The following is a 26,508-nucleotide window of genomic DNA, read 5'->3' as shown; positions in this document are numbered from 1 at the left end:
GCGCCGAGCCACAGCTGCGGCCTGCGTCAAACCGATCGAGCCGAAAGTCTCATTAGGTACCGATCCCATTGGGATTAGACTACCCTGATGCCTCCACTCCCGGACAGACGGGGGATGGGGCAGTAACGGCTCGCGGCAACCTGAAGGCCGCTGGAGCTCTTCTCAGGTGGATCACAACTCCCCTGAGACCAGGCGTTGCGGACGAACTCGCAAATCTCGCCTGCAACGCCGCGCACCACGCGCACGCCGCGAGCGGATAGATCGCTGAAAAAACGCGAGGCGTAGCGTTTGCAATTGATAGGAGCAGCACATGGCAATTCAAGTACCGAGCGATTTTCGTCGCGTGATTGTCGCTGCGTCAGTGGGAAACATCATTGAGTGGTACGACTTCTATATCTTTGGCAGCCTGGCCGCAGTTCTGTCGGTCAAGTTCTTTGAGCAATCCCACCCCCTTGCAGCCCTGTTGAGCACAATCGCACTGTTCACTGCGGGATTCCTGATCCGTCCGATGGGGGCCTTCCTGTTCGGGTGGATGGGCGATCGGGTCGGCCGTAAATATACATTCCTCATTACGCTGAGCGGAATGGGCCTGGGAACGGGAGCGATCGGACTGATCCCAACTTATCAGTCGATCGGCCTGGCGGCCGCATTCATCCTGTTCGGCTTGCGGATGATCCAGGGTCTATGCCTGGGCGGCGAATATGGCGGCGCCATCACCTATGTCGCCGAGCATGTTCCGGACGACAGCCGCGGCTACTATACGGGCTGGCTACAAACCTCGCCAACGCTCGGGATCGTGGTGTCGCTGGCCGTGATCGTTTTGACCCGGACCTGGGCCGGCAATCAGGCCTTCGACGAATGGGCGTGGCGCGTTCCATTCCTGGTCTCGTTCCTGCTGGTGGCCATCGCCATCTACATCCGCCTCCAGCTCCAGGAGACGCCGATTTTCCAGGAGATCAAAGCACGCGGACAGATGACCGGGAATCCCTGGCGGGAAGCTTTCCTCAGCGCCAATATCAAGTACATCTTGATCGCCATCGTCGTCCTGATCGGACAGGGCGTGGTCTGGTACAGCGGTCAATTCTGGGCACTGTACTTCCTGCAGCAGGTCTCCAAGGTCGATGCGGTTACCTCGGCCTACATCGTGGGAACCGCACTGCTGATCGCAACGCCGAGCCTGATCTTCTTTGGCTGGCTGTCGGATCAGATCGGCCGTAAATCCGTGATCCTCGGAGGAATGCTGCTTGCAGCCATCACCTACTATCCGCTGTATCTGTGGCTCGGCATGGTCACGCAGCCGGGACACATCAACTATCCGGTTGCCGTCTTCATCATCTTCATCCTCGTCTGCTACGTCGGGATGGTGTACGGGCCGGTCGGCGCGTTCCTGGCGGAGTTCTTCCCGGCCAGGATCAGGTACACCTCGGTCTCGGTGCCGTATCATATCGGCAATGGTTGGGGAGGCGGATTGGTGCCGTTCATCACATCAGCCGCCTTCGCAGCAACGGGCAGCATCGGCTACGCGCTGATCTACCCGATTGTCGTTCCCGCGGTGTGCTTCGTGATCGCCCTCTTTGTCATGCCGGAGACGCGCAAGACCAGAATTTGGGAGCAGATCGACGCGAGAGTCGCATCGTGACGGAGTGACGTTGCTGAGGGCCACTATCCCTGCAGCAAGAGGCATGGCCGCCTTCCTGCAAGTGCGAGACGACGCTTCTTAATCGTCCCGCACTCGCCGTCTCTGGCGTGATTTCTCTGCAGAACCTGCATCCGCGTCACGTCAATGCGGCCTGGAGGCGATCCTGCACCACACAATTCCAACCTCTCCGGCCGCCGGTGGTTGGCGGCCAGACCAACGTTTCAGTCAGCTCCCTCTCAGCCAGTTCGGTGATGCCAGTGATCGTGCCACCAGGTGGCGAAATCACGATCCATCGTCAGCTCCCAACAAGCGAGCACGATCACCACGATGCCGGCGAGCACGCTGCTCGTCGTGACCGATCCCGGTTGGTAGCTGAACGTCCAGGGTGCCAACACCAGAGCCAACCCCATCAGCATCTCGCCCCATTCCTCCAGATAGGACGGAATGATGAATGCCTCCAAGGCAAACAGCACGACGCCCAATCCGAGCGCGATGGAGATCCAGAGAGCTGCCCCGGAGAAGCCCAGTGCAAACGGCGACGCGACCAGCCAGACGCCCACCAACAGGCTGGCAGCATCCTGCCAGTGTTGAATGCGCATAATCCTCACCTCCTTCTTCCGAAGACATGGTGTGGCGGAGACAAAAAGGCATCTGTCCGACCTGCGATGTGTTGCCGCTGCTGATCCGCCAGCCGACGTCCACCCGGGCGTCTCCGCTACCAGGAATGGGCTCTTGCAATCGCGCCGCAGCAAGATGCACACTGTGTGCGCTTGACCAGGTGTCAACGTCTGCGGTTCGCGGCCCGACCGGTGTCCCACGGTTGCGCTCAGGACGAGAGGAGTATGACGCCATGCGAGAAATCGAAATCCACAACTATGCGCGGCAGTTGCTCGAGGCACATGGCGCCAAGGCCATTGCGGAAGCTGCCCAAAACGCCATCGAGCTTGAAGCAAAAGGCGAGGCCGAGCTGGCCAGAACCTGGCGGCATATCGAAGACGCCATGAAGCTGATGCGCGGGCCGCACCAAAGCTAAGGCTGCCGGCGAGCAGCGCAGAACGTGGAGCGGGATCCGTTCAAGCCGCCCTATGGCGGCTTGAACGACAGCACAATCTCAACGACGCGGCTCTCCATGACAGGAGTGAAGCCATGTTTCCGACGTGCGCAACAGCCGAAGATCTCGTGAAGGCGATCAAGGACGAGAAAGTGCAGATGATCGATCTGCGATTCACCGATTTGCCGGGGGTATGGCAACATTTTTCTGTCCCGCCGAGCGCGGCGAGCATCGACGCTCTCAGCGAAGGGATTGGCTTCGACGGCTCATCGATCCGCGGCTTCCAGGAAATCCAGGAAAGCGACATGCTGGTCGTCCCGGACCCGACCACGGCCTTTCTCGACCCGTATTCCCCTGCATCCACCCTGGTATTGATCTGCAACATCCGCGACCCCGTGACCGGTCAATCCTATAGCCGTGATGCCCGCTACATCGCCCAGAAAGCCGAAACCCACCTGAAGGCCACGGGCCACGCCGATACCAGCTACTTCGGTCCGGAGGCGGAGTTCTTCGTGTTCGACAGCGTGCGCTACGGACAGGGCATCAACTACGCTTTCCACGAAATCGATTCCGGTGAAGGCAGCTGGAACACGGGCACAGATGAAGCGCCCAATCTGGGACACAAGCCGCGCCCGAAAGAGGGATACTTTCCGGTGCCCCCGACGGACAGCATGCAGGCGCTCCGCACCGAAATGGTGTTGACCATGGAGCAGCTGGGCATCCAGATCGAAGCCCATCACCATGAAGTCGCGACCGGTGGACAGAACGAAATCGACATGCGCTTCACCACGCTCACGCGCATGGCGGACAATCTGATGATCTACAAATACGTGGTGAAGAACACCGCCCGCCAGAACGGAATGACCGCAACGTTCATGCCAAAACCGTTGTTCGAGGACAACGCGTCTGGAATGCACGTCCATCAGTCGCTGTGGAAGGGCGAGACCAACCTGTTCTACGACAGGGGCGACTATGCCGAACTGAGCCAGCTCGGCCGCCACTATATCGGAGGCCTGTTGACCCATGCCTGGGCGTTGTGCGGACTTTGCGCCCCGACCACCAACTCCTATCGACGTCTGGTGCCGGGCTATGAGGCTCCGATCAACCTAGTCTATTCCCAACGCAACCGATCGGCCTGCTGCCGCATTCCGATGTATTCGCCGAACCCGAAGGCCAAGCGCGTCGAGTTTCGCTCGCCGGATCCCTCCTGCAATCCCTATCTGGCGTTTGCCGCGATGCTGATGGCAGGTCTCGACGGCATCAACAACAAGATCGACCCAGGCAGCCCGATCGACAAGAACCTCTACGACCTGCCGCCCGCCGAGGCCAAGGAGGTAAAGTCAACGCCCGGGTCACTGGATCAGGCGCTGGATGCGCTCGAACGCGATCACGCGTTCCTGCTGCGCAACGATGTCTTCACCGCGGACGTGATCGAAACCTGGCTCGACTACAAGCGGAACAAGGAGGTCGATCCCATCAGATTGCGACCTCATCCCTACGAGTTCCATTTGTACTACGACATCTAAATCAATGGCGCCTGCGACGAGACGTGATGGCAGGCGATCTTCCAGCCGCCGTCCTCGCGCGCGATCACCCAGGTGATCTTGACGGCGAGCGAGGGCGCATCGCCGTCGAGGAAGAAGGATGCGATAGCAGCCATGTTGACGAGATCGGGATTCACCCGTTCGGTCCTGATATCGCTGAACTGTACGCGCGGTGCGCGCCAGCGCGGGAGGCCGTTGAAGTAGGCTTTGACGCCGTCGCGGCCACGATAGAGCGTCGGGTTCGAGCCGAAGAAGAACGCGTGCTGCGAATAGAGCGCGGCGAGCGCATCCGCATCGAGCTTGCTGAAACCCGCGGACCATCCGGCGATGATGGCGGAGGCGATGTCGTCGGCTTCGTCAGGCATCGATCGCCTCCGTCCGTTGTCCGCGCGGCACCACGCTAACCCTTGCCTAACCCTTGCCTAACCCTTGCCTCCGACTTCCTTGGCGAAGGTGTCGCGCAGGCCGATGGTGCGGTTGAACACCAGCCTGTCCGGCGTCGAATCCGCGTCGCGCACGAAATAGCCCTGCCGCTCGAACTGCATCGCCTCTAGCGAATTGCTCTCGGCGATCGCAGGCTCGACCCGCGCATCGGCCAACACCTCCAGTGACTGCGGATTGAGGTCGGCGACGAAATCGGCGGCGTTCGGGCTCGGGTTGGCGAACAGCTGATTGTAGATGCGGATCTCCGCCGGCTTCGACTGCGCCGCCGGCAACCAGTGCATGGTCGCCTTCACCTTGCGGCCGTCGGGCGCATTGCCGCCCTTGGTCGCGGGATCATAGGTCGCGCGAAGCTCGACGATCTCGCCGGCGTCGTTCTTCACGACGCTGGTGCACTTGATGAAGTAGGCATAGCGCAGCCGCACCTCATTGCCGGGCGAGAGGCGGAAGAACTTCTTCGGCGGGTTCTCCATGAAGTCGTCGCGCTCGATATAGAGCTCGCGGCCGAACGCGATCTTGCGGGTGCCGGCTTCCGGATTGTCGGGATGGTTGATCGCCTCGATCTCCTCGACCTGCCCTTCCGGATAGTTCTCGATCACCACCTTGAGCGGCCGCAGCACGGCCATGCGGCGCAGCGACGTGCGGTTCAGCTCCTCGCGGATGCAGAACTCGAGCATGCCGACATCGACCACGCTGTTGGCCTTGGCAACGCCGATGCGCTTGATGAACTCGCGCACCGCCGCCGGCGGCACGCCGCGCCGCTTCAGGCCGGCGATGGTCGGCATCCGCGGGTCGTCCCAGCCCGAGACGTGCCCGTCACGGACGAGCTGGGTCAGCACGCGCTTGGACAGCAGCGTGTAGGTCAAATTGAGCCGCGCCATTTCGTACTGACGCGGCTTCGAGGGCACCGGCAGCTTGTCGAGCAGCCACTCATAGAGCGGGCGGTGATCCTCGAACTCCAGCGTGCAGATCGAATGGGTGATGCCCTCGATGGCGTCCGACTGGCCGTGCGCGTAGTCGTAGCTCGGATAGATCGACCATTTGTCGCCGGTGCGCGGATGGTGGGCGTGCAGGATGCGGTACAGCACGGGATCGCGCAGGTTGATGTTGCCGGCGGCCATGTCGATCTTGGCGCGCAGCACGCGGGCGCCGTTCGAGAACTCGCCGGCCTTCATGCGGCGGAACAGGTCGAGGTTCTCCTCAACCGAACGGTCGCGGAACGGCGAGTTCTTGCCGGGCTCGGTCAGCGTGCCGCGGGAAGTGCGGATCTCCTCCTGCGACTGATCGTCGACATAGGCATAGCCGGCCTTGATCAGGCCTTCGGCCCAGTCGTACAGGCGTTCGAAATAGTCCGACGCAAAGAAGAGGTTTCTGCCCCAATCGTAGCCGAGCCAATGGACGTCGGCCTGGATCGAGTCGATGTATTCCTGCTCCTCCTTGGTCGGATTGGTGTCGTCGAAGCGCAAATTGCACTGGCCGCCGAACTCCTGCGCGATGCCGAAATTCAGGGCAATCGACTTGGCGTGGCCGATATGCAGGTAGCCGTTCGGCTCCGGCGGAAAGCGGGTCACGATCCGATTGTGCTTGTGGGAGGAGAGATCGGCCTGGACGATGTCGCGGATGAAGTCGCGCCCTGCCTCTGCCGTCGTGTCAATCGTCATCAAAGGGTTCCCTGGAGGAGTAAGCTTAACCTTCTGCCAAATTCGCGCCGTCCGGCCAAGCCTGGTTTCAGAGCCTGGTTTGGCCGGCAAAAGGTCAGCCGGGGCTTTAGTTATGTCCGGTTCCTGATATACACCACCGCCCATTCCAGCATACGTCGCAATCGATCATGACCAATTCCGTCGTTACCCGCTTCGCCCCCTCGCCGACCGGCTTCCTCCACATCGGGGGCGCCCGCACCGCGCTGTTCAACTGGCTCTACGCCAGGAAGCTCGGCGGCAAGATGCTGCTCCGGATCGAGGACACCGACCGCGAGCGCTCGACCAAGAAGGCGATCGACGCCATCCTGGACGGCCTGAAATGGCTCGAGCTCGATTGGGACGGCGACGTGATCTACCAGTTCAGCCGCGCCGCCCGCCATCGCGAGGTCGCCGAGGGCCTGCTTGCCGCCGGGCGCGCCTATTACTGCTATGCCACCCCGGAGGAGCTGACCGCGATGCGCGAGAAGGCGCGCGCCGAGGGCCGTACCCGCCTCTATGACGGCATGTGGCGCGACCGCGATCCGGCCACCGCGCCTGCGGGCGTCAAGCCGACCATTCGCCTCAAGGCGCCGCAGACCGGCGAGACCGTGATCGAGGATCAGGTCCAGGGCCGCGTGGTCTGGCAGAATGAGAACCTCGACGACCTCGTCCTACTGCGCGGCGATGGCACCCCGACCTACATGCTCGCGGTCGTGGTCGATGACCACGATATGGGCGTCACCCACATCATCCGCGGCGACGACCACCTGATCAACGCCGCGCGCCAGAAGCAGATCTACGACGCGCTGGAGTGGGAGCTGCCGAGCATGTCCCACATTCCGCTGATCCACGGTCCCGACGGTTCGAAGCTGTCGAAGCGCCATGGCGCGCTCGGCGTCGATGCCTACCGCGCGCTCGGCTATCTGCCGGCCGCCTTGCGCAACTATCTCGTTCGGCTCGGCTGGAGCCATGGCGACCAGGAGATCTTCTCGACGAAGGAGATGATCGACGCGTTCGATCTCCCGGGCATCGGCCGCTCGGCGGCACGGTTCGATTTCGCCAAGCTGGAGAACCTCAACGGCCACTATATCCGGCAGAGCGACGATCAATCCCTCGTGACCCAGTTCGAGAGCGTGCTGGATTATGTTCCTGAAGGTGCCGCGCTGAAGGCCAAGCTCAATGACACCACCCGCGCGCAACTGCTGCGGGCGATGCCGAGCCTGAAGGAACGCGCCAAGACGCTGATCGAGCTGATCGCCGGCGCCTACTTCATTTTCGCCGATCGCCCGCTTGAGCTCGATCCGAAAGCGACCGCGCTACTCACGCCCGAAACGCGTGCGTTGATCGGCCGGCTGCGTACCGCGCTGGAAGCCGTGAACGACTGGACGGCGGAAACCACCGAGACCGCCATGCGGAATTTCGCCGTGCAGAACAATCTGAAACTCGGCGCCGTTGCGCAGCCGCTGCGGGTGGCGCTGACAGGACGGACGACGTCGCCCGGCATCTTCGACGTGCTGGCCGTGCTGGGACGCCAGGAGTGTCTCGCCCGCCTCGCCGATCAGGCGGCGTGATCCTGCATGGACCCCCTCCAGGGTCCATCTTGCAGCGCACATTGCAATGAGCTACCCATCGCCGGACGCTTTCTCCACAAGCCGTTCCGCCCCGCCATGGGCCGCAAATTAGCGACTGGGCAAGGTCGGTTTTCGCAACGATTTCATCGGGGATCTCACGATGGACGCAAAATCCAGCAAGACAGCCACACTCACCATTGGCAACAAGAACTACGATTTCCCGATCCTGAGCGGCACGGTTGGGCCTGATGTCATCGACATCGGCAAGCTCTACGGCCAGGCCGGGGTGTTCACCTACGACCCCGGCTTCACCTCGACCGGCAGCTGCCAGTCGAAGATCACCTATATCGACGGCGACGCCGGTATCCTCGAATACCGCGGCTACCCGATCGAGCAGCTCGCCGAGAACGGCGACTTCCTCGAGACCTGCTACCTGCTGCTCTACGGGGAGCTTCCGACCCCGGCGCAGAAGAAGGACTTCGACCATCGCGTGATCCACCACACCATGGTGCACGAGCAGATGGCGCGCTTCTTCCAGGGCTTCCGCCGCGACGCGCATCCGATGGCGATCATGGTTGCTGCGGTCGGCGCGCTCGCTGCGTTCTACCACGACTCCACCGACATCAACGATCCGAAGCAGCGGATGATCGCGTCGATGCGGATGATCGCGAAGGTGCCTACGCTGGCGGCGATGGCCTACAAATACACCATCGGCCAGCCCTTCGTGTATCCGAAGAACTCGCTCTCCTTCGCCGAGAACTTCCTGCAGATGTGCTTCGCGGTGCCGTGCGAGGAATACAAGATCAACCCGGTGCTCGCCGACGCGCTCGACAAGATCTTCATCCTGCATGCCGATCACGAGCAGAACGCGTCGACCTCGACGGTGCGTATCGCCGGCTCCTCGGGCGCCAACCCGTTCGCCTGCATCGCGGCCGGCATCGCCTGCCTGTGGGGTCCGGCCCATGGCGGCGCCAACGAAGCCGCGCTCGCCATGCTGTCGTCGATCGGAACGGTCGACAAGATTCCCGAGTTCATCGCCAAGGTGAAGGACAAGAACAGCGAAGTCCGCCTGATGGGCTTCGGTCACCGCGTCTACAAGAACTACGATCCGCGCGCCAAGATCATGCAGAAGATGTGTCACGCGGTGCTGGCCGAGACCGGCCATGGCGACGACCCGATGCTGAAGGTTGCGCTCGAGCTCGAGAAGATCGCGCTCAGCGATCCCTACTTCATCGACCGCAAGCTCTACCCGAACGTCGACTTCTATTCGGGCATCACGCTGAAGGCGATGGGCTTCCCGACCTCGATGTTCACCGTGCTGTTCGCGGTCGCCCGCACCGTCGGCTGGATCAGCCAGTGGAGCGAGATGATCGAGGATCCGCAGCAGAAGATCGGCCGTCCGCGCCAGCTCTACACCGGCGTGGCGCGCCGCGACTATGTGACGATCGACAAGCGCAAGTAAGCTTCGTCTCTAAGAGAATCCGAGCCGAGACGGCGCCATCATTCCTGGTGGCGCCGTTTTCGTTTGCCGCGCGCGACCTCGGTCGCGAGCGCATCGAGACGCGGCAGCCAGAACGCCCTGAACCGGTCGAGCCAGTCGTCGACCTCGCGCAGCCGCGCCGGCTCCACCGCATAGATGCGGCGCGTGCCGTCGGCGCGCACCGACGCGAAACCGGCGTCCCGCAAGATCCGCAGCTGCTGCGAGACTGCCGATTGCGTGATGCCGAACTCGCGCTGCACGACGGCGACGACATCGCCCGAACTGTGCTCGCCGGTCGCCAGCAGTTCCAGGATGCGCCGGCGGACGGGATCGCCAAGGATGTCGAAGGCGTGCACGGTTGCTAGCCTCTACCGCCCGGCTCAGGCTCGCCGCAATAGAACGCCGTCGTGTTGGCTCCGGCCCGGTGTGCCGCCGTCTCGTCCGTTCCTGCCTTGATCGAGGCCCTGCACCAGTCCGCGCTGCTGCGGCGGATGAAATCCTTGCCGTCCTCGGAGCCGGGCCACGCCGCCGCGGCCGCCCGGTCGAACTGCCCGCCAGGGCCTGCGACGACATAGAGCGCAAGCCCGATCAAAGCGAGGTCCCAGCCGACGCCGACCGCGCCGGGTCCATAGCGGTCCCAGAAGTCGCCCTCGATTAGCGAAAGGTGCTCCAGCTCGAGCCGTGTGCCGCCGGCGGGATCGTCGGCCAGGGTCACGGTGACCCAGCTGACGGCGCCCATCGCCTCCCAAGTCACCGCGAGCCGGCGCGGCGGCTCACACGTCGTGATTTCCCCGCCCGCCTGGCCCTGGAACTGATAGCGGCCGCCAAGCTTCAGATCACCGGAGATCGGGAGGAACCAGCGCGGAATGCGCTCCGGATTGGTCAGCGCGTCCCAGAGATCGGCGATGTCGGTGTCGTAGCTGCGGGTCGCGATGACAGCCCGCGCCGGCTTGCCATCGCGTTCCCGGGCGGCGACTTCGCGAACAACGGCTCCGACATAGGCGACGGGATCGATCTTCATCACGGCTCTCCGCACAAATATTAGCTATTACTAATATTAGCTCAGACTAAATATCCGAAGCAAGCGGAACCGTTGCGGCCGTATGCCGCCGCTGACGACAGGATGCGCGAATGACTAGGCCGAGCCCCGGCTCATTTCCGCCAGCACAATGTCGGCGGCGCGGACGCTCGGCGGCTGGTCGCCGGTCGACATCTTCCCGTCCATCGTCGCGAACGCCACGAGCTGCCGCAGACGGTCGGGCGAATCCGCGAGCACATCGCCCAGCGCTTGCGCGAGCTTGTCCGGCGTGCAGTTCTCCTGCAGGAACTCGGGAATGATGTCGCTACCGATCACGAGATTGGCGAGGATCACCGACGACACCCGGATCGCACGACGCAGGATGAACGCCTCGGCGGCACTGACGCGATAGGCCGTCACCATCGGAATGCCTGACAGCGCGAGCTCCAACGTCACCGTACCCGACTTTGCGAGCGCTGCGCGGGCCACACGGAACGCTGCGCGCTTCTCGATTTCGCCGACGGCAAGCCGCGGCACCACGGGCCACGATGCGACGCCTTCGCGCACCATGGCCTCGAGATGCGGCATGGTGGGAAGCACGAGTTCGAACGGGGTTTGCTTGTTGAGCTGGCCGAGCGCCGCGCCGAACAGCGCCAGATGATGCCTGATTTCGCTGCGCCGGCTTCCGGGCAGCACCAGCAGGACCGGCGGCTGCGCATCGCGGCGCTTCTGCTCCTCCTCGTTGGGTCGGAGCGAGCTGAATTGCTCGGTCAGGGGATGTCCGACATAGCTGCATGGCGGTCCCTGCAGCTTGCGATATTCCTCCGGCTCGAACGGCAGCAGCGCGAGCACGTGATCGACATAGCCTCGCATCGCGCGCGCCCGGCCCGGCCGCCACGCCCAGACCGACGGCGACACGTAGTTGACGATCGGAATCTTCGGGTTGCGCGCGCGGACGCGGCGGGCAACGCGGTGGGTGAAGTCGGGGCTGTCGATGATGACGAGCATGTCAGGGGCATCGGCAAGCACGGCATCCGCCGTGCGCCGGATCAATTGCAGGATCTTGGGCAATTGCTTCACCACGGCGGCAAAGCCCATGATCGAGAGCTCCTCGATCGGAAACAGCGGGGCGATGCCCTCGCCGGTCATCTGCCGGCCGCCGACGCCGGAAAATTGCACGGCATCGCCGAGGCGCTGACGCAGCACCTTCATCAGTGCCGCGCCAAGGCGGTCACCGGACTCCTCGGTCGCGATGAGGAAGATCTTGCGGCCGCTGCTGGGAGTGCGCGTCTGCATCAGCCCGCCAGTCCGATGACAAACAGCCCCTTGGCGTCGGCGGCCTCGATCAGGGCCTGCGGATCGGCGGCGAGCGTGTTGCCGGCGATCACGGCGATGCCGGCGATACCCGCCGCTGCTGCGCCCTCGACCGTGCGTGGACCGATGGTCGGCAGATCGAAGCGCAGATCCTGCTTGCTCTTCGGCGCCTTCACCAGCACGCCGCGGCCGGCCTTGGCGCGGATGCGGCCCTCGGCGCGCAGCCGCGCCACCCGCGCCAACAGCCCGTCCGTGCCTTCGATGTCTTCGACCGCAACCACGTGACCGTCGATCACCACCGCGGCCTGACCGATGTCGAACGGGCCGAGCGCGTCGAGCACGCCACGTCCGCGCGCGATGTCGGCAAGTGCAGTGCTGTCCGGCGTCGTGCGCGTCACGGCGCCCTCAGGCATCAGGAGATCGGGCGCGACATCCTTGATGCCGACCATGCGGAATCCCTGCTGCTCGAGGATGCGGCCGACGCTCGACAACAAATGATCGTCGCCACCGCGGAACGCGCGCACGACATGGCCGAGCAAACGCAGCGTGCCCCAGTCGAGCCGGATCTCCGACAATGCGGGACGCACCAGGGTGCCGATGAAGATCAGGTCGCGGCAACCTTCGTCGCGGAACAGCCGGGTCGCGCGTCCGAGCTGGCCGACCGAGATCCAACGATGACGAAACCGCTGCGCGCGCGCCGGATCGCAGGCACCACGCAGCGCGAACAGCACCGGCGTGATGCCGCGCGCGGTGAGCTGATCGGCGACCGCGAACGGCATGGCGCCGCCGCCGGCGATCACGCCGACCGGCGAGGAAAGCGAGGGAGCCGCTGACGTCATGCTGGCGGCCATCCCCTGCTCAATTGATGTCGGCGGGAAGACAGAGCGGACGGAGCTTGCCGCCCTCGATGAAGGCGAGGATTTCCGCGATCGCAGGATCCTCGCTCGCCAGCGGCTGCACCGACACCAGCCGCTCGGCGAAGATGCCGGGACCGTGGAACAGCTTTTGATAGAACGCGCGCACCGTCGCCAGCCGCGCCTTGGTGAACTGGCGCCGCCGCATGCCGATGATGTTGAGCCCTTCGAGCACCGCGTATTGACCGTTGGCGAGACCGAACGGGATGATGTCACCGCGCACGCCGCAGACGCCGCCGATCATCACCTGCGAGCCGACGCGGGTGAACTGGTGCACCGCCGACAGGCCGCCGATATAGACGAAGTCGCCGATCTCGCAGTGGCCGCCGAGCGTCGCCGACGTGGCGAAAATCACGCCATTGCCGACCATGCAGTCATGGCCGACATGGCTGTTGTTCATGAAGAAGCCGCGATCGCCGACGCGGGTGAGCCCGCCGCCCTTGACTGTCCCGACATTCATCGTCACGCCTTCGCGGATCGTGCAGGCTTCGCCGACTTCGAGACGGGTCGGCTCGCCGCGATAGCTGAGATCCTGCGGCGGCCCGCCGAGTGCGGCAAACGGCGAGATGACGCAGCCGGCGCCAATCTTCGTATGCCCGCTGATGGTGACATGCGCGATCAGCCTGCAGCTCTCACCCAACACGACGTTGGGGCCGATGATGCAGTACGGACCGATCTCGGTGCCGGCCCCGATCACAGCGCCATCCGCAATCCGCGCAGTGGGGTCGATCATGCTCATGTCGTTACGGTCCGGAATTCGTAAGTGGCGCCAAGATGCTATCAAGGCGCTGTGCTGTCGGGTTCGGCGGTCGTTAGCGCGACTTTGCCCGCCCTGTCCAGTGACGTATGATGACGGCCTGTTGCAAACAAGAAGGTCGCAACCGATCCATGGTCCGGGCCGCCGCGCTGATCCTCAGCTTGTTCTCCGCGCCGATCGGCCCGGAGACCGTCGATCTCGGCAATAGCACGACCCTCGATCTCACGACCTTCGACTGCCGCGACATCAACCGCAGCACGATCGTCCAGCGCGTCTGCTACAGCGCAAGCGAGCGCGCGCTGCTGGTCGCGGTCAGGGGCAGCTACCAGCATTATTGCGGCGTGCCCGCAGAGACCTACGACGCGCTGATGATCGCACCATCGATGGGCATCTTCCTCAATCGCGTCCTGCGGATCGCCGGTGCGGACGGCCGATATGCTTGCAGAACGTCGTGACGGCGGCGAGCTGACGTTGCTTTAATCCGTCAGCATCGCACCGACGTCGGCCTCAGCGACGATCTGGCCGTTGACCTTGGCGTCGCCGTGAAACCACCACATCGTCTTGCGGCGGCCGAGCGAGCGCATGTGGTACTCGATGGTGTCGCCGGGCATCACCGGCTTCCTGAACTTGCACTTGTCGATGGTGAGGAAATACACCGCGCGCGGCTTCTCGGTGCCCTCGACCGACTTGATGCCGATCACGCCGGCGGTCTGCGCCATCGCCTCGATCATCATGACGCCGGGGTAAACCGGGCGATCCGGGAAATGCCCCTGGAACGGCGGCTCGTTGAAGGTGACGTTCTTGATGCCGATGCCGCTGTAGTCGGTGCGGATCTTGATCACGCGGTCGATCAGCAACATCGGAAAGCGATGCGGGAGCGTCTTCAGGATATCGTTGATATCCACGAGCTCGAATTTGACCGGTGCCTCCTCCATCACTCCTGTTCCTTGCCTTTGGCTTCGTTGTCGCGCACCAGGCGCTCCACCGCGATAATTTCCCTGAACCACTGCTTGGTCGGCTTGGCGAAATGCCCGCCCCAGCGACCATTGGCCGGGATGTCGTCCTTGACCGCGCTCATCGCCGTCACCTGGGCGCCGTCGCCGATCTTGAGGTGGTTGTTGATGCCCACCTTGGCGCCGAGCGCGACATTGTCGCCGATCGTCAGACTGCCGGCGAGCCCGATCTGGGCCGCGAGCAGGCAGTGCCGGCCGATGGTCACATTGTGGCCGATCTGGACCTGGTTGTCGATTTTGGTGCCCTCGCCGATCACGGTGTCGCGCAGGGAACCGCGGTCGATGGTCGAGGCGGCGCCGACCTCGACATTGTTCTGGATCACCACGCGGCCGGTCTGCGGCACTTTCACGTGGCCCTTTGGCCCGAAGAAGATGAAGCCGTAGCCGTCCTGGCCGATATTGCAGGCCGGGTGGATCAGCACGTTGTTGCCGATCAGCGCGAACTGAATGGTGGTCTTGGCGCCGACATTGCAGTCGCGGCCGATCTTGACGTCGGCACCGATCACCGCGCCGGCGCCGATGATGGTGCCGGAGCCGATCTCAACCCGCGGGCCGATCACGACCAGCGGATCGACGATGACGCCGTCCTCGAGGCGCGCGGTGGGATCGATGATCGCCGACGGGGCGATGCCCTCGGTCCCGAACCAGGATTGCGGCCGCAGCGCATCGGCGTGCCATTCGCGGGCGAGCTCGACGAACACCTGGAACGGTTTCGTGGCGCGCAGCACGGCGGTGCCCTTCGGCACCTGCGCCTCGAAACGCGGGCTGACCAGGCAGGCGCCAGCCTTGGTCGCGGCGAGCTGGTCGGCGTATTTGAGATTGTCGAAAAACGCGAGATGCATCGGACCGGCCTCGTCGAGCGAGGCCAGCCCCCTGATCTGAAGCGCGCCCCTCTCGGGGTCGACCAGTTGCGCCTTCGTCAGCGCGGCAATTTCAGCCAGCGATGACGAAGGAGGACTTTTGAAGAAGATCGGCTGCGCCATTCCATCCGTCGCAGTCCGGTCGAGCAGCGGTTTTAGAAAGTCGTACCGCCGCCAAACCGGAATTCTTGCACGCGGTCATACGCACCCTTGGTCAGCGGCACGGCGTAATCGAAGCGCAGCGGACCAAACGGCGACTGCCAGATCAGGCCGACACCGACCGAGGTACGGACAACCTTGCTGTCGTCATAGCTCAGACCAAGGCAGGTGCCCGGAGACGCCGGGTTGTTGGTCGGCCTGACACAGCCGGGCACGTTGACTTCGCCCGTCGCCGCCCACGACGTCGGTCCCTTATAGTCGTACAGGCCGCCGGCATCGGCATAGACCGCGCCCTTGAGTCCGACTTCCTTCGGCAGGAACCAGAACGGCATCTGCAGTTCCGCCGACACGCCCCAGTACTTGGTGCCGCCGATGGCGTCCATGGTGCCGTACGGATTGATGTCACGCGGACCGATGCCGTTCGGCGCGAAGCCGCGGACCAGGTTCGGGCCCATCTGGAAGTGATCCAGCATACGCAGATCCTGGCTGCCGAGCTTGTTCAGGATGCCGCCCTGGGCGTGGATCAGGCCGACGATGTCCGAAACCAGCGGGGTGTAGTACTTCGCGTCGATCGCGCTCTTGATGTAGCTGACGTCGCCGCCGACGCCGGCGAAGTCCTGCTTGAAGTCGATGATCAGACCGTCGGTCGGGTTCTTGTTGTTGTCGAGCGTGTTGTAGTTGAGCGTGTAGCCCAGCGCCGAGGTCAGGGTCTTGCCGCCCGCCAGCTCCTTGCGGACCGGCAGCGAGGCTTCGCCATCGCTGTAGCAGCCGAGACCGTTGGTCGACACCAGGCTGATCCCGTTCAGGTTCGCATAGGCCGGGCTCGGATTGAACGCAGGATTGGGCGTTACACCGTCAGCCAGGAAGGGATTGTTGTTACAGTTGTCGAGCGTCGACGGCAGCGTGATTTCCTGCTGATAGATCGAGTAGCGCAGCTGTAGCGACAAATCTTCCCGCAGGCTGAAGCCGAGCCGCGGGCTGAAGCCGAGCGTCTTGGTGCCGTAGGCGATGTAGCTGTTGGACAGCTGCTGGCGCTGGTAGAAGTCGAGGCCGAGCGCGACGCGGTAGTCGAGCAGATAGGGCTCGACGAACGACAGCGAGTAGCCGCGGGCATACTGGCCATAGGTCACCGACGCCTTCGCGAACAGGCCGCGGCCGAGCAGGTTGCGCTCGGAGACGCTGACTTCAGCCAGCGCGCCATCGGTGGTCGAATAGCCGCCAGACACCGAGAAGTCGCCGGTCGACTTCTCCTCGAGATCGACGATCAGGATGACGCGATCGCTGGAGGACCCGGGCTCGGTGGTGATCTTCACGGTCTTGAAGAAGTCGAGGTTCTTCAGCCGGCGCTCGGCACGGTCGACCAGCGCACGGTTGTAGGCGTCGCCTTCCGAGATATCGAACTCGCGGCGGATCACGTAGTCGCGCGTGCGGCTGTTGCCGCGGATGTTGATGCGCTCGATATAGGTGCGCGGACCTTCATCGATCGCGAAGGTGATCGACACCGTGTGATTGTCGAAATTGCGATCGCCGCGCGGCCGGACCACCGCGAAGGCGTAGCCTCGGCGCGACGCCTCGATCTGCATCTCCTCGACCGACTTCTCCAGCGCCTCGGCGTTGTAGAGCGAGCCGATATTGACGCGCGAGAACGAGCGCAGCGCGTTCGGATCGAGCGTTGCGATCGACGACGTATAGTTGACGGCCGCGACGCGGTACTGCTGGCCCTCTTCGATCTTGAAGGTAACCAGGAAGCCCTTCTTGTCGGGATCGTATTCGGTCAATGCGGCCACGACCTGAACGTCAGCATAGCCGTTCTTGAGGTAGAAGCGGCGCAGCAGGTCACGGTCGGCCTCGACCCGGTCCGGGTCGTAGACGTCGTTGCCGCCGAGGAAGCTCAAGAGGTTCGATTCGCGGGTCTTGATGACGTCGCGCAGGCGGGATGCCGAATAGGCATTGTTGCCCAGGAACTCGATCGACCGGACACCGGTCTTCACGCCTTCATTGACCTCGAAGATCAGGTCGACGCGGTTGTTCGGCTGCTCGATGATCTGCGGATTGACCCGCACGTCGTAGCGGCCGGAACGGCGGTAGATTTCGGCGATGCGCAGGGCATCCGACTGCACCATCGGGCGCGAGAAGGTGCCGCGCGGCTTGGACTGGACTTCGGCGGTGAGTTGCTCGTCCTTGACCTTCTTGTTGCCTTCGAAGGCAACGCGGCCAATCACCGGGTTTTCGACCACGACCACGACCAGGCGCCCGCCCCGCTGATCGATATGGACGTCCTGGAACAGGCCCGTCTCGATCAGCGCTTTCAGGCCGTCATCGATCTGGGCCTGGCCCAGCCGACCGCCCGGTCCGGGATGGAAATAGGAGCGGATGGTTTCGAGCTCGACGCGACGGTTCCCCTCCACCGTAATCGAATCGACAGCCTGCGCGTGCGCAGGCGCAGAGACAGCAACGGCCGCCAAGGTGGCCGCCACCGGCGCGGCGAACATGACCAAGGCGGCGAACAGCCCCCCCCTCACTCGCATTCCAAACATCATGCGCAACGCGCCCTTATCTTTCTCGATGCCGGACCGTTCCCCAACGACCCGACAGATTCCCAACCTGCCGCTCAGCTTGTAGCTAAATTTGCCAAGGGGGCAAACTTACTACAGCTGAACATTTCCATTTTCATTCCAAGACGTTGCCCATTGGCAACGCCACAGAAAAGCCCCGTTTCAGGACCCAGCGATTCTGAGGATGTCGTTATATGTCGCAAACACCATCAGCATCAGAACCAAACCCAGCCCGATTCGGAAACCCACCTCCTGCGTCCGCTCTGAAAGCGGGCGTCCACGAAGCGCCTCCGCGCTGTAGAACAGGAGGTGTCCACCATCCAAAAGCGGAATCGGGAACAGGTTCAACAGCCCGATCGAGACCGAGAGGATGGCGCAAAGATTGACAACGAACTGGAACCCGGCGCTCGCGGCCTGACCCGACAGCTTCGCGATTCCAATGACCCCGCTCACCTCCGCCGGATTGCCGGTCCCGACGAACAGCGACCCCAGGAACTTGAACGTGCTCGAAATAATGTACCAAACCTGCTCGACACCGATCTTCATGGCTTCAAAGACGCCGACCGGAGCGCTGGAAGCTTCGCCGACCTGAGCCTTGTGTTCAATTCCGAGCACGCCGATTCGATGGGCATTGCCGAAGGGGTCCTTGACCTCCTTCAACGCCGGCGCAGCCTTCAGCGAAACGATCGCACCGTCCCGCTTCACTTTGAAACCAAGCTCTGAACCAGCATTCGAAGCTACGATCCGCTGCATGTCGGCGAAGCTCTGGATCGCGCTGCCGTCGATATCGACGACGACATCGCCGACCTTGAAGCCCGCGTTCGCAGCGACGCTCTCGGCGACCAGGCCATCGACCCGGGCGATCGTGCTGGGCTTGCCGTAATACAGCGCCATGCCCGCGAAAATCAGGGCACCAAGAATGAAGTTCGCCACCGGACCGGCCGCGACGATCGCGGTGCGCTTGCCGACCGACTTGTGATGGAAGCTGCCTTCGCGCTCCTCCGCCGTCATGGCGGCGAGCGCCTCCGTCGACGGCGTCGACGCCTCGCTGTCGTCCCCGAAGAACTTGACATAACCGCCGAGCGGAATCGCGGAGATCTTCCAGCGTGTGCCATGCCGGTCGTTGAAGCCGGCAAGCTCCGGCCCAAACCCCAGCGAGAATGTCAGCACCTTCACGCCGGCCCAGCGCGCGACCAGGAAATGGCCGAGCTCGTGAAAGAAAACAACGATGGTCAGGACGAAGAGAAAGGGAACGATATAACCGAGGAGCCCATGACTCAACGCATTGATACTATGAAGAAAATACTCGGGCATTCGAATTCCCCTCGACAAGAGCCATAGGCTCCGTCCCCAACCCTCTAGGTTGCCTTTAAGGCAATTTGAGGCAATAGGGCGGCAGCTTTATTTCGCGCGATATGGTCAACGGAAATCGCATCATCCGCCGAGTTGAGTGGCGGCTGATTTCCCGACCTGATCCAATCGTTCATCGTCGCCTCGACCAACCGGGCGATCGCACCGAACTTGATCTTGCCGGCGATAAACGCCGCGACCGCGATCTCGTTCGCGGCGTTGTAGACCGTCGTCGCGCCACGCCCGAGCCGCAGCGCCTCGTAAGCGAGCCGCAGCCCCGGGAAACGCTGGAAGTCGGGCACCTCGAAGGTGAGCTGTCCGATCTTGGCGAGATCGAGCTTGGCTGACGGGCCGACGATCCGGTCCGGCCAACCGAGGCAATGCGCGATCGGGATCCGCATGTCGGGCGTGCCGAGCTGGGCCATCACGGAGCGATCGGAGAACTCGACCATGCCGTGGATGATCGACTGCGGGTGCACCAGCACGTCGATCTCGTCGGGCGAAAGGGCGAACAGGTAGGACGCCTCGATCACCTCGAGGCCCTTGTTCATCATCGAGGCGGAATCGATCGTGATCTTCTGCCCCATGCTCCAGTTGGGATGCTTCAGCGCCTGTTCCAGCGTCGCCTGCTCGATGTCGGCGGGAGCCCAGGTGCGGAACGGCCCGCCGGACGCCGTGATGATCACCCGCGTCAGTTCCTCGCGATTGCCGGACGCCAGTGCCTGGAACAGCGCATTGTGCTCGGAGTCCGCCGGCAGGATGCAGGCGCCGGCCTTCTTGGCGCGCTCCATGAAGATGTCACCGGCGCAGACCAGGCACTCCTTATTGGCGAGCGCGACGGTTGCGCCGCGATCGACCGCGGCAAGTGCCGGCTTCAATCCGGCAGCGCCGCTGACCGCCGCCATCACCCAATCCGCCGGCCGCGCGGCCGCTTCGATGATGGCGCTCTCCCCGGCCCCGCATTCGATCCGGGTTCCGGCCAGCGCGTCCTTCAACTCGGAAAGCCGCGCCGGATCAGCAATGGCGGCGAACCGCGCGTCGAACTCCTTGGCGAGCTTGGCCAGTCCCTCGACATTGCTGTTCGCGGTCAGCGCCTCGACCCGGTAACGGTCGCGCGCGCCACGCAGCAGATCCATCGTGCTGTCGCCGATCGAGCCGGTGGCACCGAGGACGGACACGGACCGCGCGGCGGATGCCGCCGCGGCCTTGTTGTTACGCAACGGAACTGCGCTCATCTCATCACCAAACCATAAGACCGCGTCCGACGCCATCGGCGCCACCACGGAGAAAGCCGAAAATCGCCGCCACAATGACGGCCGCGACAAATCCATCCAGGCGATCCAGCAGGCCGCCATGGCCGGGAATGATGTGGCTCGAATCCTTCACCCCGAACCGCCGCTTCACAGCGGATTCGAAGAGATCGCCAAGTTGCGAGACCACCGACAACACGGCTCCGAGCATCAGCAGCGGCCCGGTCGTGCCGATCTCGAAGGCGGCAAAGCAGGCCGCAACCAGCAGGCTCGCGACGAAACCGCCGGCCGCGCCAGCCCATGTCTTCTTCGGGCTGACACGCACCCAAAGCTTCGGCCCACCGATGCTGCGACCCGCGAAATAGCCGCCGATATCGGTGACCCACACGATCAGCAACACGAACATCAGCGCGGCAAAGCCCTTCGCCGGATCGAGCCGCAGCAGCACCGATGCGATCTCGGCGGCCGCAGCATAGAGCAATCCCGCGATTGCCCAGTTGCGCCGCACGCCCGAAGTCAACGCCACGACAACCGCACCGACGGCAAGGACGACCAGCACCGCATCGATGCGGCCAGCCATCAGGCAAAGTCCGGTGAGCAACAGCGCGACAACACCAGGCACCATGACGCGGAACTCGCGTCCGAGCCCGGTGACCATCAGCCATTCCACGAACAATCCGACCGCAACCAGCGTCACCAGCAGCGACCATGCGATGCCGCCCAGATAGGCCAGCGCAATCGCAACCGGCGCCAGCACCAGCGCCGCAACAACGCGCATCGCGAGGTTGCGCGACCCCTGCTCGCTTGCCGCCGGCGGTTGCTCGCTTGCTGCCGCCGGTGCGGCTTCGCGCTCGCTCACGAGCCGGTTTTCGCGGCGAGGCCGCCGAACCGGCGCTCACGCTTGCCGTATTCCGCAATCGCGCCTTCGAGCGCCGCCTTGTCGAAATCCGGCCAGTGAATCGGCACGAACACGAGCTCGCTATAGGCAGCCTGCCACATCAGGAAGTTCGACAGACGCTGTTCGCCGCTGGTGCGGATGATGAGATCAGGGTCCGGAATATCGGGCGCATCGAGATATTGCCCGAGCGTATCGGCATCGATGGAGTTGGCGTCGCGCCTGCCTTCGGCGACCTCGCGCGCAAGGCGCCGCGCGGCGGCAGCGATCTCCGCCCGCGAGCCGTAATTGAAGGCGACCACGAGGTTGAGCTTGACGTTATTCCGCGTCAGCTCCTCGGCCTCGTTGAGCAGCGCGCAGATGTCGGGGTCGAGCCCGGCGCGCTCGCCGATCACGCGCACCCGCACGCCATCACGATGCAGCGTCGCCAGATCGTTGCGGATGAAGCGGCGCAGCAGGCCGAACAGATCGCCGATCTCGCTGGCGGGCCGCGACCAGTTTTCCGAGCTGAACGAAAAGATCGTGAGATAGACGATGCCGAGTTCATGGGCCGCACGCACCACGCGGCGCAGCGCCTCGACGCCGCGGCGATGGCCCTCGACGCGCGGCAGGCCGCGCGAAGCGGCCCAGCGCCCGTTGCCGTCCATGATAACAGCCACATGCAACGGACTGCCGGAGCGATCCGGACCGTCAGTTGCTGGGGCGGCGGCGTTTGACATCGGCTCGTTTCCGTAGCGCCTTCAGACCGTCAGGATTTCCTTTTCCTTGGCGGCGAGCAGCTGATCGACTTCGGCGATCACGCCGTCGGTCGCCTTCTGCACCTCGTTCGACAGGCGCTCCTGATCGTCCTCCGAGATCTCGTGATTCTTCTCGAGCTTCTTGATCACGTCGAGGCCGTCGCGGCGCACATGGCGTACCGCGACCTTGGCCGCTTCCGCGTATTTGTGCGCGACCTTGACTAGTTCCTTGCGGCGCTCCTCGTTGAGCTCGGGAATCCGCAAGCGCAGCACCTGTCCTTCGGTTGCCGGCGAAAGGCCGAGGTTGGAGTCGACGATCGCCTTCTCCACGGCCTTCACCATCGTCTTGTCCCAGACCTGCACCGAGAGCAGGCGCGGCTCGGGTACGCTGATGGTCGCAACCTGGTTGAGCGGCATATGCGAGCCGTAAGCCTCGACCTGGACCGGCTCCAGCATGGAGGCCGCGGCGCGGCCGGTACGCAGACCGCCGAGCTCGTGCTTGAGCGATTGTGTGGCACCCTGCATGCGGCGCTTCACGTCGTTGATGTCAAAACCAGCTGCGGCCATGACGCTTCTCCCTTTACTAGAAACCGGCTGTCGACGCCCTCGGGTCCAAAGTCTGGACCCGGAGGCGCGGCAATCAGCCGGCGACGACCGTGCCGTGTCCGGTACCGCGCAGAATCGCACCGATCGAACCGGGCTCCGCGATCGAGAACACGATGATAGGCAGCGACGTCTCGCGGGCAAGTGCGAAAGCGGTCGCGTCCATGACCTTGTAGCCGCCCTCGATTGCCTGCGAATGTGTCAGGCGGTCGAAGCGCTTGGCTTTGGGGTCCTTCTTCGGATCGGCGCTGTAGACGCCGTCGACATTGGTGGCTTTCAGCACCGCCTGCGCGCCGATCTCGGCCGCGCGCAGTACGGCGGTGGTATCGGTGGTGAAGAACGGGTTGCCGGTTCCACCGCCGAGCAGGACGATGCGTCCCTCGGCGAGATATTTGTGCGTCGCACTACGGGTGAACAGCTCGGAAATCTCCGGCATCACGAATGCCGACAAGGTCCGCGCCGGGGTCCCCTTGCGTTCGATCGCCGCCTCGAGCGCGAGGCAGTTCATCATGGTGGCAAGCATGCCCATGGTGTCGCCGGTCGGCCGGGACACGCCGCGCGAGGACACCTCGACGCCGCGGACGATGTTGCCGCCGCCGATCACGACCGCGACCTCGATGCCGAGCTTGCGGGCCGCGATCAGGTCGTCGGCGACGCGGTCGACTGTCGGTTGATCGATACCGACCCCGTGGGAGCCGGCCAGATATTCGCCGGACAGCTTGATCACCACGCGACGATAGATCGGCTCAGCCATGATGCGATCGCTTTCCTATCCCGCGCAGGCCGGCCTCCGGCGCGTGCGCCGGACGCCTGGTGTCAGCGGTTACTTCTTGCCGCTGGCGGCCGCGACTTCGGCGGCGAAGTCGCTTTCCTGCTTCTCGATTCCCTCACCGAGAGCATAGTTCACAAAGCCAGCGATTTTGATCGGCCCGCCGACCTTACCCTCAGCTTCCTTCACCGCCTGGGCAACGGACTTGCCGCTGTCGTGGATAAAGGCCTGATCGAGCAGGCAGACTTCCTTGTAGTAGGTCTTCAGGCCGGAATCGACGATCTTCTCGATGACGTTCTCCGGCTTGCCCTGCTGGCGGTACTTGTCGGCCAGCACGTCCTTCTCGCGCTTGACGGTCTGCGGATCGAGCCCGGCCGGATCGAGCGCCAGCGGCTTTGCCGCCGCGACGTGCATGGCGAGCTGGCGGCCGAGCACGGCGAGTTCATCGGTCTTGCCGGTGGACTCCAGCGCCACGATCACGCCGATCTTGCCGGCGCCTTCGACGACGGCGTTGTGGACGTAGCTCGACACCACGCCCTTGCCCACCTCGAGCGAAGCGGCGCGGCGCAGCGTCATGTTCTCGCCGATGGTCGCGATCGCGTCGGAGATCGCGGTCTCGACGGTGACGTCGCCGACCTTGGCTGCCTTGATCGTCTCGACATCGGCACCGTTATGCAGCGCGACCTGGGCGATCATCTTGACCAGGCCCTGGAACTGCTCGTTGCGCGCAACGAAGTCGGTCTCGGAATTGACCTCGACCAGCACGCCCTTGGTGCCGGAGGTCAGCGCGCCGATCAGGCCCTCGGCGGCCACGCGGCCGGCCTTCTTCGCGGCCTTGGACAGGCCCTTCTTGCGCAGCCAATCCTGCGCGGCCTGCATGTCGCCGTTGTTCTCGGTCAGCGCCGCCTTGCAATCCATCATGCCCGCGCCGGTCGATTCGCGGAGATCCTTGACCATCGCTGCTGTGATCGTTGCCATCGTTCAATGTCCTTCTTGCCTGTACAGAAACCGCGGCGCCCGATGGCGCCGCTGTCAGCGACAGGGAAATCGTTGTTCGTGGAATAGAAGCGGCGGCCGGGCGAGACCCGGCCACGCCGCGTAACCTTTATTCCGCTTCGGCGAGCGTCTTGGCCTGGGCGACCCAGGCGTCGGCACGGCTCGGCAGACCGACTTCTTCGCCGATCTTGTGCGCGGTGTCGTGGTCGAGCTCGGCGAGCTGCCAGTAGTGGAAGATGCCGAGGTCGTTGAGCTTCTTCTCGATCGTACCGGACACGCCGGTGAGCTTCTTGAGGTTGTCGGCGGTGCCGCGCGGACCGGCGAGGCCCTGGAAGCCGGACGGTGCAGCCGCCGGGAGCTCTTCCTGCACGGGCGCAGCCGACGCACCGATATCGATCCCCGAATCGCCCTGGGCGCGCGAGATGCCGTCGATGGCGGCGCGCGCCACGAGATCGCAGTACAGCGAGATCGCGCGGCCGGCGTCGTCATTGCCCGGCACCACATAGGTGATGCCCTTGGGGTCCGAATTGGTGTCGACGATCGCGGCGACCGGGATGTTGAGCCGCTGGGCTTCCTGGATCGCGATGTCTTCCTTGTTGGTGTCGATCACGAAGATCATGTCGGGAAGACCGCCCATGTCCTTGATGCCGCCGAGCGAGCGGTCGAGCTTGTCGCGCTCGCGCTGCAGCGTCAGCCGCTCCTTCTTGGTGTAGGAGCTGGCTTCGCCCGACGAGAGCACGTCGTCGAGATGGCGCAGGCGCTTGATCGAGGCCGAGATCGTCTTCCAGTTGGTCAGCGTGCCGCCGAGCCAGCGCGAGTTGACGAAATACTGGGCCGAACGCTTGGCCGCATCGGCAACGCCGTCCTGGGCCGAGCGCTTGGTGCCGACGAACAGGATACGGCCGCCCTTAGCGACGGTATCGCTGACCGCCTGCAGGGCACGGTGCAGCATCGGCACGGTCTGCGCGAGGTCGATGATGTGGATGTTGTTGCGGGCGCCGAAGATGTAATCCTGCATCTTCGGGTTCCAGCGGTGGGCCTGGTGGCCAAAGTGAACGCCAGCTTCCAAAAGCTGACGCATGTTGAATTCGGGCAGCGACATAGATCTAATTCTCCGGTTGGTTCCTCCGGAAACGTGTGAGCAAACGAGCCTGAATGGCCCGGTTGCCACCGGACGGCCTTTGAGAGCCATGTTTCCGTGTGAGATGGCGCGCTATATAGCGCTATTTGCGCCAGAAGCAAGGAAATACGGCCGGTTACGCCGGCTGAACGGACCCTTTGAGCCCCGGAACTGGCCCGTTTTGGCCAGAACTGGTCCGATGTGGCGGCAAGAGCCCCCATCAGGAGCCCGGCCGGACGCCCCTATTGCGCCAATTGCAGGTCCGCCAGCGTCGTACGCGCGGTCGCCTCGTCCAGTGCAACGAAATCGCCCGGCCCGGGATTGCCGGCGGTCGAAGTGGCGGCCGATGCAACGACCGCACCGACCAGACCTCCCACCATCGTCACGCCGGTGACGGCATCATGCCGCTCGCTCGATTTCACCAGAAAGAAATAGGTGCGACCCGGCTCGGTCGTGAAATTGTGCGTGGTCTCGCCGGGAAACATCACCTCGCCGGCGACCAACTGGTGCCGGCCGGCTGGCCGATCGGCGAATGCATAGGTGCCGATGGCGACCTTGCCGATCGGCTCGCCATCGAGCTTCACGTCGCAAGCACAGATCGCCATGCTCAGACCCTTGCGTTTCTCCTGCAGCACGACGACGCGGGAATGTCCCGGCTTCGGCGGCCCGAACTTCTGCGGGATCGCCGCATAGTCGGTGCCGACACCATCGCTCACGCAGCCCGACACCATCAACACACCGGCCAGCAAGGCCGCGTAACGTCCAACCATCCCGCCCCCGAAATTCCCAGCAG

At 63.8% G+C, this 26,508-nt stretch carries 26 protein-coding genes; 6 read left to right on the top strand and 20 right to left on the bottom strand.

Annotated features, from left to right (window positions below):
- The first annotated feature begins 310 nt into the window (after window positions 1-310).
- On the top strand, window positions 311-1,639 hold the full coding sequence (locus tag ACE10Z_RS22980; protein ID WP_375782792.1) for an MFS transporter: 1,329 nt from the start codon (window positions 311-313) through the stop codon (window positions 1,637-1,639).
- Window positions 1,640-1,875: 236 nt separating this feature from the next.
- Here the strand turns inward: ACE10Z_RS22980 and ACE10Z_RS22975 are convergent, their stop codons facing one another.
- Window positions 1,876-2,238, bottom strand: a complete 363-nt coding sequence (locus tag ACE10Z_RS22975; RefSeq protein WP_375782791.1) for an SPW repeat protein — start codon at window positions 2,236-2,238, stop codon at window positions 1,876-1,878.
- 251 nt (window positions 2,239-2,489) lie between these two features.
- On the opposite strand from ACE10Z_RS22975, the gene ACE10Z_RS22970 reads away from it, so the two are divergent.
- Together ACE10Z_RS22970 and glnA are read left to right on the top strand one after the other, a co-directional pair.
- Entirely contained in the window at window positions 2,490-2,672 is a 183-nt protein-coding gene (locus ACE10Z_RS22970) for a hypothetical protein (RefSeq protein WP_028339672.1), read from the top strand.
- A gap of 113 nt (window positions 2,673-2,785) precedes the next feature.
- Window positions 2,786-4,216: a type I glutamate--ammonia ligase gene (gene glnA / locus ACE10Z_RS22965; protein WP_375782790.1), complete on the top strand. Its 1,431-nt coding sequence runs from the start codon at window positions 2,786-2,788 to the stop codon at window positions 4,214-4,216.
- On the opposite strand, the gene ACE10Z_RS22960 is transcribed toward glnA, so the two are convergent.
- The gene (locus ACE10Z_RS22960; protein ID WP_375782789.1) at window positions 4,213-4,599 is read right to left on the bottom strand and encodes a YybH family protein; all 387 of its coding nucleotides are present in this window, start codon (window positions 4,597-4,599) and stop codon (window positions 4,213-4,215) included. The two genes, glnA and ACE10Z_RS22960, sit on opposite strands and share 4 nt — an antisense overlap.
- 57 nt (window positions 4,600-4,656) lie before the next feature.
- Complete coding sequence (locus tag ACE10Z_RS22955) at window positions 4,657-6,336, bottom strand: glutamine--tRNA ligase/YqeY domain fusion protein (protein WP_375782788.1); 1,680 nt, start codon at window positions 6,334-6,336, stop codon at window positions 4,657-4,659.
- 167 nt (window positions 6,337-6,503) lie between these two features.
- On the opposite strand from ACE10Z_RS22955, the gene gltX reads away from it, so the two are divergent.
- Entirely contained in the window at window positions 6,504-7,925 is a 1,422-nt protein-coding gene (gene gltX, locus ACE10Z_RS22950) for a glutamate--tRNA ligase (RefSeq protein ID WP_375782787.1), read from the top strand.
- A 160-nt stretch (window positions 7,926-8,085) separates the two neighbouring features.
- Entirely contained in the window at window positions 8,086-9,387 is a 1,302-nt protein-coding gene (gltA, locus tag ACE10Z_RS22945; protein ID WP_092114598.1) for a citrate synthase, read from the top strand.
- A gap of 38 nt (window positions 9,388-9,425) precedes the next feature.
- On the opposite strand, the gene ACE10Z_RS22940 is transcribed toward gltA, so the two are convergent.
- The 5 genes from ACE10Z_RS22940 to lpxA form a co-directional block, all read right to left on the bottom strand.
- Window positions 9,426-9,761: an ArsR/SmtB family transcription factor gene (locus tag ACE10Z_RS22940; protein ID WP_375782786.1), complete on the bottom strand. Its 336-nt coding sequence runs from the start codon at window positions 9,759-9,761 to the stop codon at window positions 9,426-9,428.
- Between the two features lie 5 nt (window positions 9,762-9,766).
- Entirely contained in the window at window positions 9,767-10,426 is a 660-nt protein-coding gene (locus tag ACE10Z_RS22935) for an SRPBCC family protein (RefSeq protein ID WP_375782785.1), read from the bottom strand.
- 114 nt (window positions 10,427-10,540) lie between these two features.
- Entirely contained in the window at window positions 10,541-11,722 is a 1,182-nt protein-coding gene (lpxB, locus tag ACE10Z_RS22930) for a lipid-A-disaccharide synthase (protein WP_375789904.1), read from the bottom strand.
- Complete coding sequence (locus ACE10Z_RS22925) at window positions 11,719-12,576, bottom strand: LpxI family protein (protein ID WP_375782784.1); 858 nt, start codon at window positions 12,574-12,576, stop codon at window positions 11,719-11,721. Before ACE10Z_RS22925 ends, lpxB begins: the two co-directional genes overlap by 4 nt.
- A 19-nt stretch (window positions 12,577-12,595) precedes the next feature.
- The gene (gene lpxA / locus ACE10Z_RS22920) at window positions 12,596-13,390 is read right to left on the bottom strand and encodes an acyl-ACP--UDP-N-acetylglucosamine O-acyltransferase (RefSeq protein WP_375782783.1); all 795 of its coding nucleotides are present in this window, start codon (window positions 13,388-13,390) and stop codon (window positions 12,596-12,598) included.
- Between the two features lie 149 nt (window positions 13,391-13,539).
- On the opposite strand from lpxA, the gene ACE10Z_RS22915 reads away from it, so the two are divergent.
- The gene (locus ACE10Z_RS22915) at window positions 13,540-13,863 is read left to right on the top strand and encodes a KTSC domain-containing protein (RefSeq protein ID WP_375782782.1); all 324 of its coding nucleotides are present in this window, start codon (window positions 13,540-13,542) and stop codon (window positions 13,861-13,863) included.
- Between the two features lie 21 nt (window positions 13,864-13,884).
- Here the strand turns inward: ACE10Z_RS22915 and fabZ are convergent, their stop codons facing one another.
- The 12 genes from fabZ to ACE10Z_RS22855 form a co-directional block, all read right to left on the bottom strand.
- Entirely contained in the window at window positions 13,885-14,343 is a 459-nt protein-coding gene (gene fabZ, locus ACE10Z_RS22910) for a 3-hydroxyacyl-ACP dehydratase FabZ (RefSeq protein WP_229170551.1), read from the bottom strand.
- Window positions 14,343-15,404 carry a UDP-3-O-(3-hydroxymyristoyl)glucosamine N-acyltransferase gene (gene lpxD / locus ACE10Z_RS22905; RefSeq protein ID WP_375782781.1) on the bottom strand — a complete coding sequence of 354 codons (1,062 nt, stop codon included), beginning with the start codon at window positions 15,402-15,404 and terminating at the stop codon, window positions 14,343-14,345. Before lpxD ends, fabZ begins: the two co-directional genes overlap by 1 nt.
- A 32-nt stretch (window positions 15,405-15,436) precedes the next feature.
- The gene (gene bamA / locus ACE10Z_RS22900; protein WP_375782780.1) at window positions 15,437-17,980 is read right to left on the bottom strand and encodes an outer membrane protein assembly factor BamA; all 2,544 of its coding nucleotides are present in this window, start codon (window positions 17,978-17,980) and stop codon (window positions 15,437-15,439) included.
- A gap of 177 nt (window positions 17,981-18,157) precedes the next feature.
- The gene (gene rseP / locus ACE10Z_RS22895) at window positions 18,158-19,309 is read right to left on the bottom strand and encodes an RIP metalloprotease RseP (RefSeq protein ID WP_298369500.1); all 1,152 of its coding nucleotides are present in this window, start codon (window positions 19,307-19,309) and stop codon (window positions 18,158-18,160) included.
- Between the two features lie 44 nt (window positions 19,310-19,353).
- A complete protein-coding gene (gene dxr / locus ACE10Z_RS22890; protein WP_375782779.1) occupies window positions 19,354-20,580 on the bottom strand; it encodes a 1-deoxy-D-xylulose-5-phosphate reductoisomerase in 1,227 nt (408 codons plus the stop codon).
- A gap of 4 nt (window positions 20,581-20,584) precedes the next feature.
- On the bottom strand, window positions 20,585-21,454 hold the full coding sequence (locus ACE10Z_RS22885; protein WP_375782778.1) for a phosphatidate cytidylyltransferase: 870 nt from the start codon (window positions 21,452-21,454) through the stop codon (window positions 20,585-20,587).
- A complete protein-coding gene (locus tag ACE10Z_RS22880; RefSeq protein WP_375782777.1) occupies window positions 21,451-22,209 on the bottom strand; it encodes an isoprenyl transferase in 759 nt (252 codons plus the stop codon). The genes ACE10Z_RS22885 and ACE10Z_RS22880 overlap by 4 nt, the downstream gene beginning before the upstream one ends.
- Before the next feature lie 21 nt (window positions 22,210-22,230).
- Entirely contained in the window at window positions 22,231-22,794 is a 564-nt protein-coding gene (gene frr / locus ACE10Z_RS22875; RefSeq protein ID WP_028334007.1) for a ribosome recycling factor, read from the bottom strand.
- A 73-nt stretch (window positions 22,795-22,867) separates the two neighbouring features.
- Window positions 22,868-23,584 (bottom strand): UMP kinase, encoded by a 717-nt coding sequence (gene pyrH / locus ACE10Z_RS22870; RefSeq protein ID WP_375782776.1) that lies wholly within the window; start codon window positions 23,582-23,584, stop codon window positions 22,868-22,870.
- Window positions 23,585-23,653: 69 nt separating this feature from the next.
- Window positions 23,654-24,577, bottom strand: a complete 924-nt coding sequence (gene tsf, locus ACE10Z_RS22865) for a translation elongation factor Ts (protein ID WP_375782775.1) — start codon at window positions 24,575-24,577, stop codon at window positions 23,654-23,656.
- A gap of 127 nt (window positions 24,578-24,704) precedes the next feature.
- Entirely contained in the window at window positions 24,705-25,697 is a 993-nt protein-coding gene (locus ACE10Z_RS22860; RefSeq protein ID WP_097673599.1) for a 30S ribosomal protein S2, read from the bottom strand.
- Between the two features lie 260 nt (window positions 25,698-25,957).
- The gene (locus ACE10Z_RS22855; RefSeq protein ID WP_375782774.1) at window positions 25,958-26,485 is read right to left on the bottom strand and encodes a DUF2846 domain-containing protein; all 528 of its coding nucleotides are present in this window, start codon (window positions 26,483-26,485) and stop codon (window positions 25,958-25,960) included.
- Window positions 26,486-26,508 lie beyond the last annotated feature (23 nt).

This window comes from Bradyrhizobium sp. Pha-3, from assembly GCF_042258615.1.
GTDB lineage: Bacteria > Pseudomonadota > Alphaproteobacteria > Rhizobiales > Xanthobacteraceae > Bradyrhizobium.
Note: the sequence above shows the minus strand (reverse complement) of the source record. Positions and strands in the feature narration are given on the sequence as shown.

Bases quoted from the DNA above. Each gene is read 5' to 3' on its own strand.
- ACE10Z_RS22980 (WP_375782792.1), top strand. From the start codon at position 311: ATGGCAATTCAAGTACCGAGCGATTTTCGTCGCGTGATTGTCGCTGCG.
- ACE10Z_RS22975 (WP_375782791.1), bottom strand. From the start codon at position 2,238: ATGCGCATTCAACACTGGCAGGATGCTGCCAGCCTGTTGGTGGGCGTC.
- ACE10Z_RS22970 (WP_028339672.1), top strand. From the start codon at position 2,490: ATGCGAGAAATCGAAATCCACAACTATGCGCGGCAGTTGCTCGAGGCA.
- glnA (WP_375782790.1), top strand. From the start codon at position 2,786: ATGTTTCCGACGTGCGCAACAGCCGAAGATCTCGTGAAGGCGATCAAG.
- ACE10Z_RS22960 (WP_375782789.1), bottom strand. From the start codon at position 4,599: ATGCCTGACGAAGCCGACGACATCGCCTCCGCCATCATCGCCGGATGG.
- ACE10Z_RS22955 (WP_375782788.1), bottom strand. From the start codon at position 6,336: ATGACGATTGACACGACGGCAGAGGCAGGGCGCGACTTCATCCGCGAC.
- gltX (WP_375782787.1), top strand. From the start codon at position 6,504: ATGACCAATTCCGTCGTTACCCGCTTCGCCCCCTCGCCGACCGGCTTC.
- gltA (WP_092114598.1), top strand. From the start codon at position 8,086: ATGGACGCAAAATCCAGCAAGACAGCCACACTCACCATTGGCAACAAG.
- ACE10Z_RS22935 (WP_375782785.1), bottom strand. From the start codon at position 10,426: ATGAAGATCGATCCCGTCGCCTATGTCGGAGCCGTTGTTCGCGAAGTC.
- ACE10Z_RS22925 (WP_375782784.1), bottom strand. From the start codon at position 12,576: ATGACGTCAGCGGCTCCCTCGCTTTCCTCGCCGGTCGGCGTGATCGCC.
- lpxA (WP_375782783.1), bottom strand. From the start codon at position 13,390: ATGAGCATGATCGACCCCACTGCGCGGATTGCGGATGGCGCTGTGATC.
- ACE10Z_RS22915 (WP_375782782.1), top strand. From the start codon at position 13,540: ATGGTCCGGGCCGCCGCGCTGATCCTCAGCTTGTTCTCCGCGCCGATC.
- fabZ (WP_229170551.1), bottom strand. From the start codon at position 14,343: ATGGAGGAGGCACCGGTCAAATTCGAGCTCGTGGATATCAACGATATC.
- lpxD (WP_375782781.1), bottom strand. From the start codon at position 15,404: ATGGCGCAGCCGATCTTCTTCAAAAGTCCTCCTTCGTCATCGCTGGCT.
- bamA (WP_375782780.1), bottom strand. From the start codon at position 17,980: ATGATGTTTGGAATGCGAGTGAGGGGGGGGCTGTTCGCCGCCTTGGTC.
- rseP (WP_298369500.1), bottom strand. From the start codon at position 19,309: ATGCCCGAGTATTTTCTTCATAGTATCAATGCGTTGAGTCATGGGCTC.
- dxr (WP_375782779.1), bottom strand. From the start codon at position 20,580: ATGAGCGCAGTTCCGTTGCGTAACAACAAGGCCGCGGCGGCATCCGCC.
- ACE10Z_RS22880 (WP_375782777.1), bottom strand. From the start codon at position 22,209: ATGTCAAACGCCGCCGCCCCAGCAACTGACGGTCCGGATCGCTCCGGC.
- frr (WP_028334007.1), bottom strand. From the start codon at position 22,794: ATGGCCGCAGCTGGTTTTGACATCAACGACGTGAAGCGCCGCATGCAG.
- pyrH (WP_375782776.1), bottom strand. From the start codon at position 23,584: ATGGCTGAGCCGATCTATCGTCGCGTGGTGATCAAGCTGTCCGGCGAA.
- tsf (WP_375782775.1), bottom strand. From the start codon at position 24,577: ATGGCAACGATCACAGCAGCGATGGTCAAGGATCTCCGCGAATCGACC.
- ACE10Z_RS22860 (WP_097673599.1), bottom strand. From the start codon at position 25,697: ATGTCGCTGCCCGAATTCAACATGCGTCAGCTTTTGGAAGCTGGCGTT.
- ACE10Z_RS22855 (WP_375782774.1), bottom strand. From the start codon at position 26,485: ATGGTTGGACGTTACGCGGCCTTGCTGGCCGGTGTGTTGATGGTGTCG.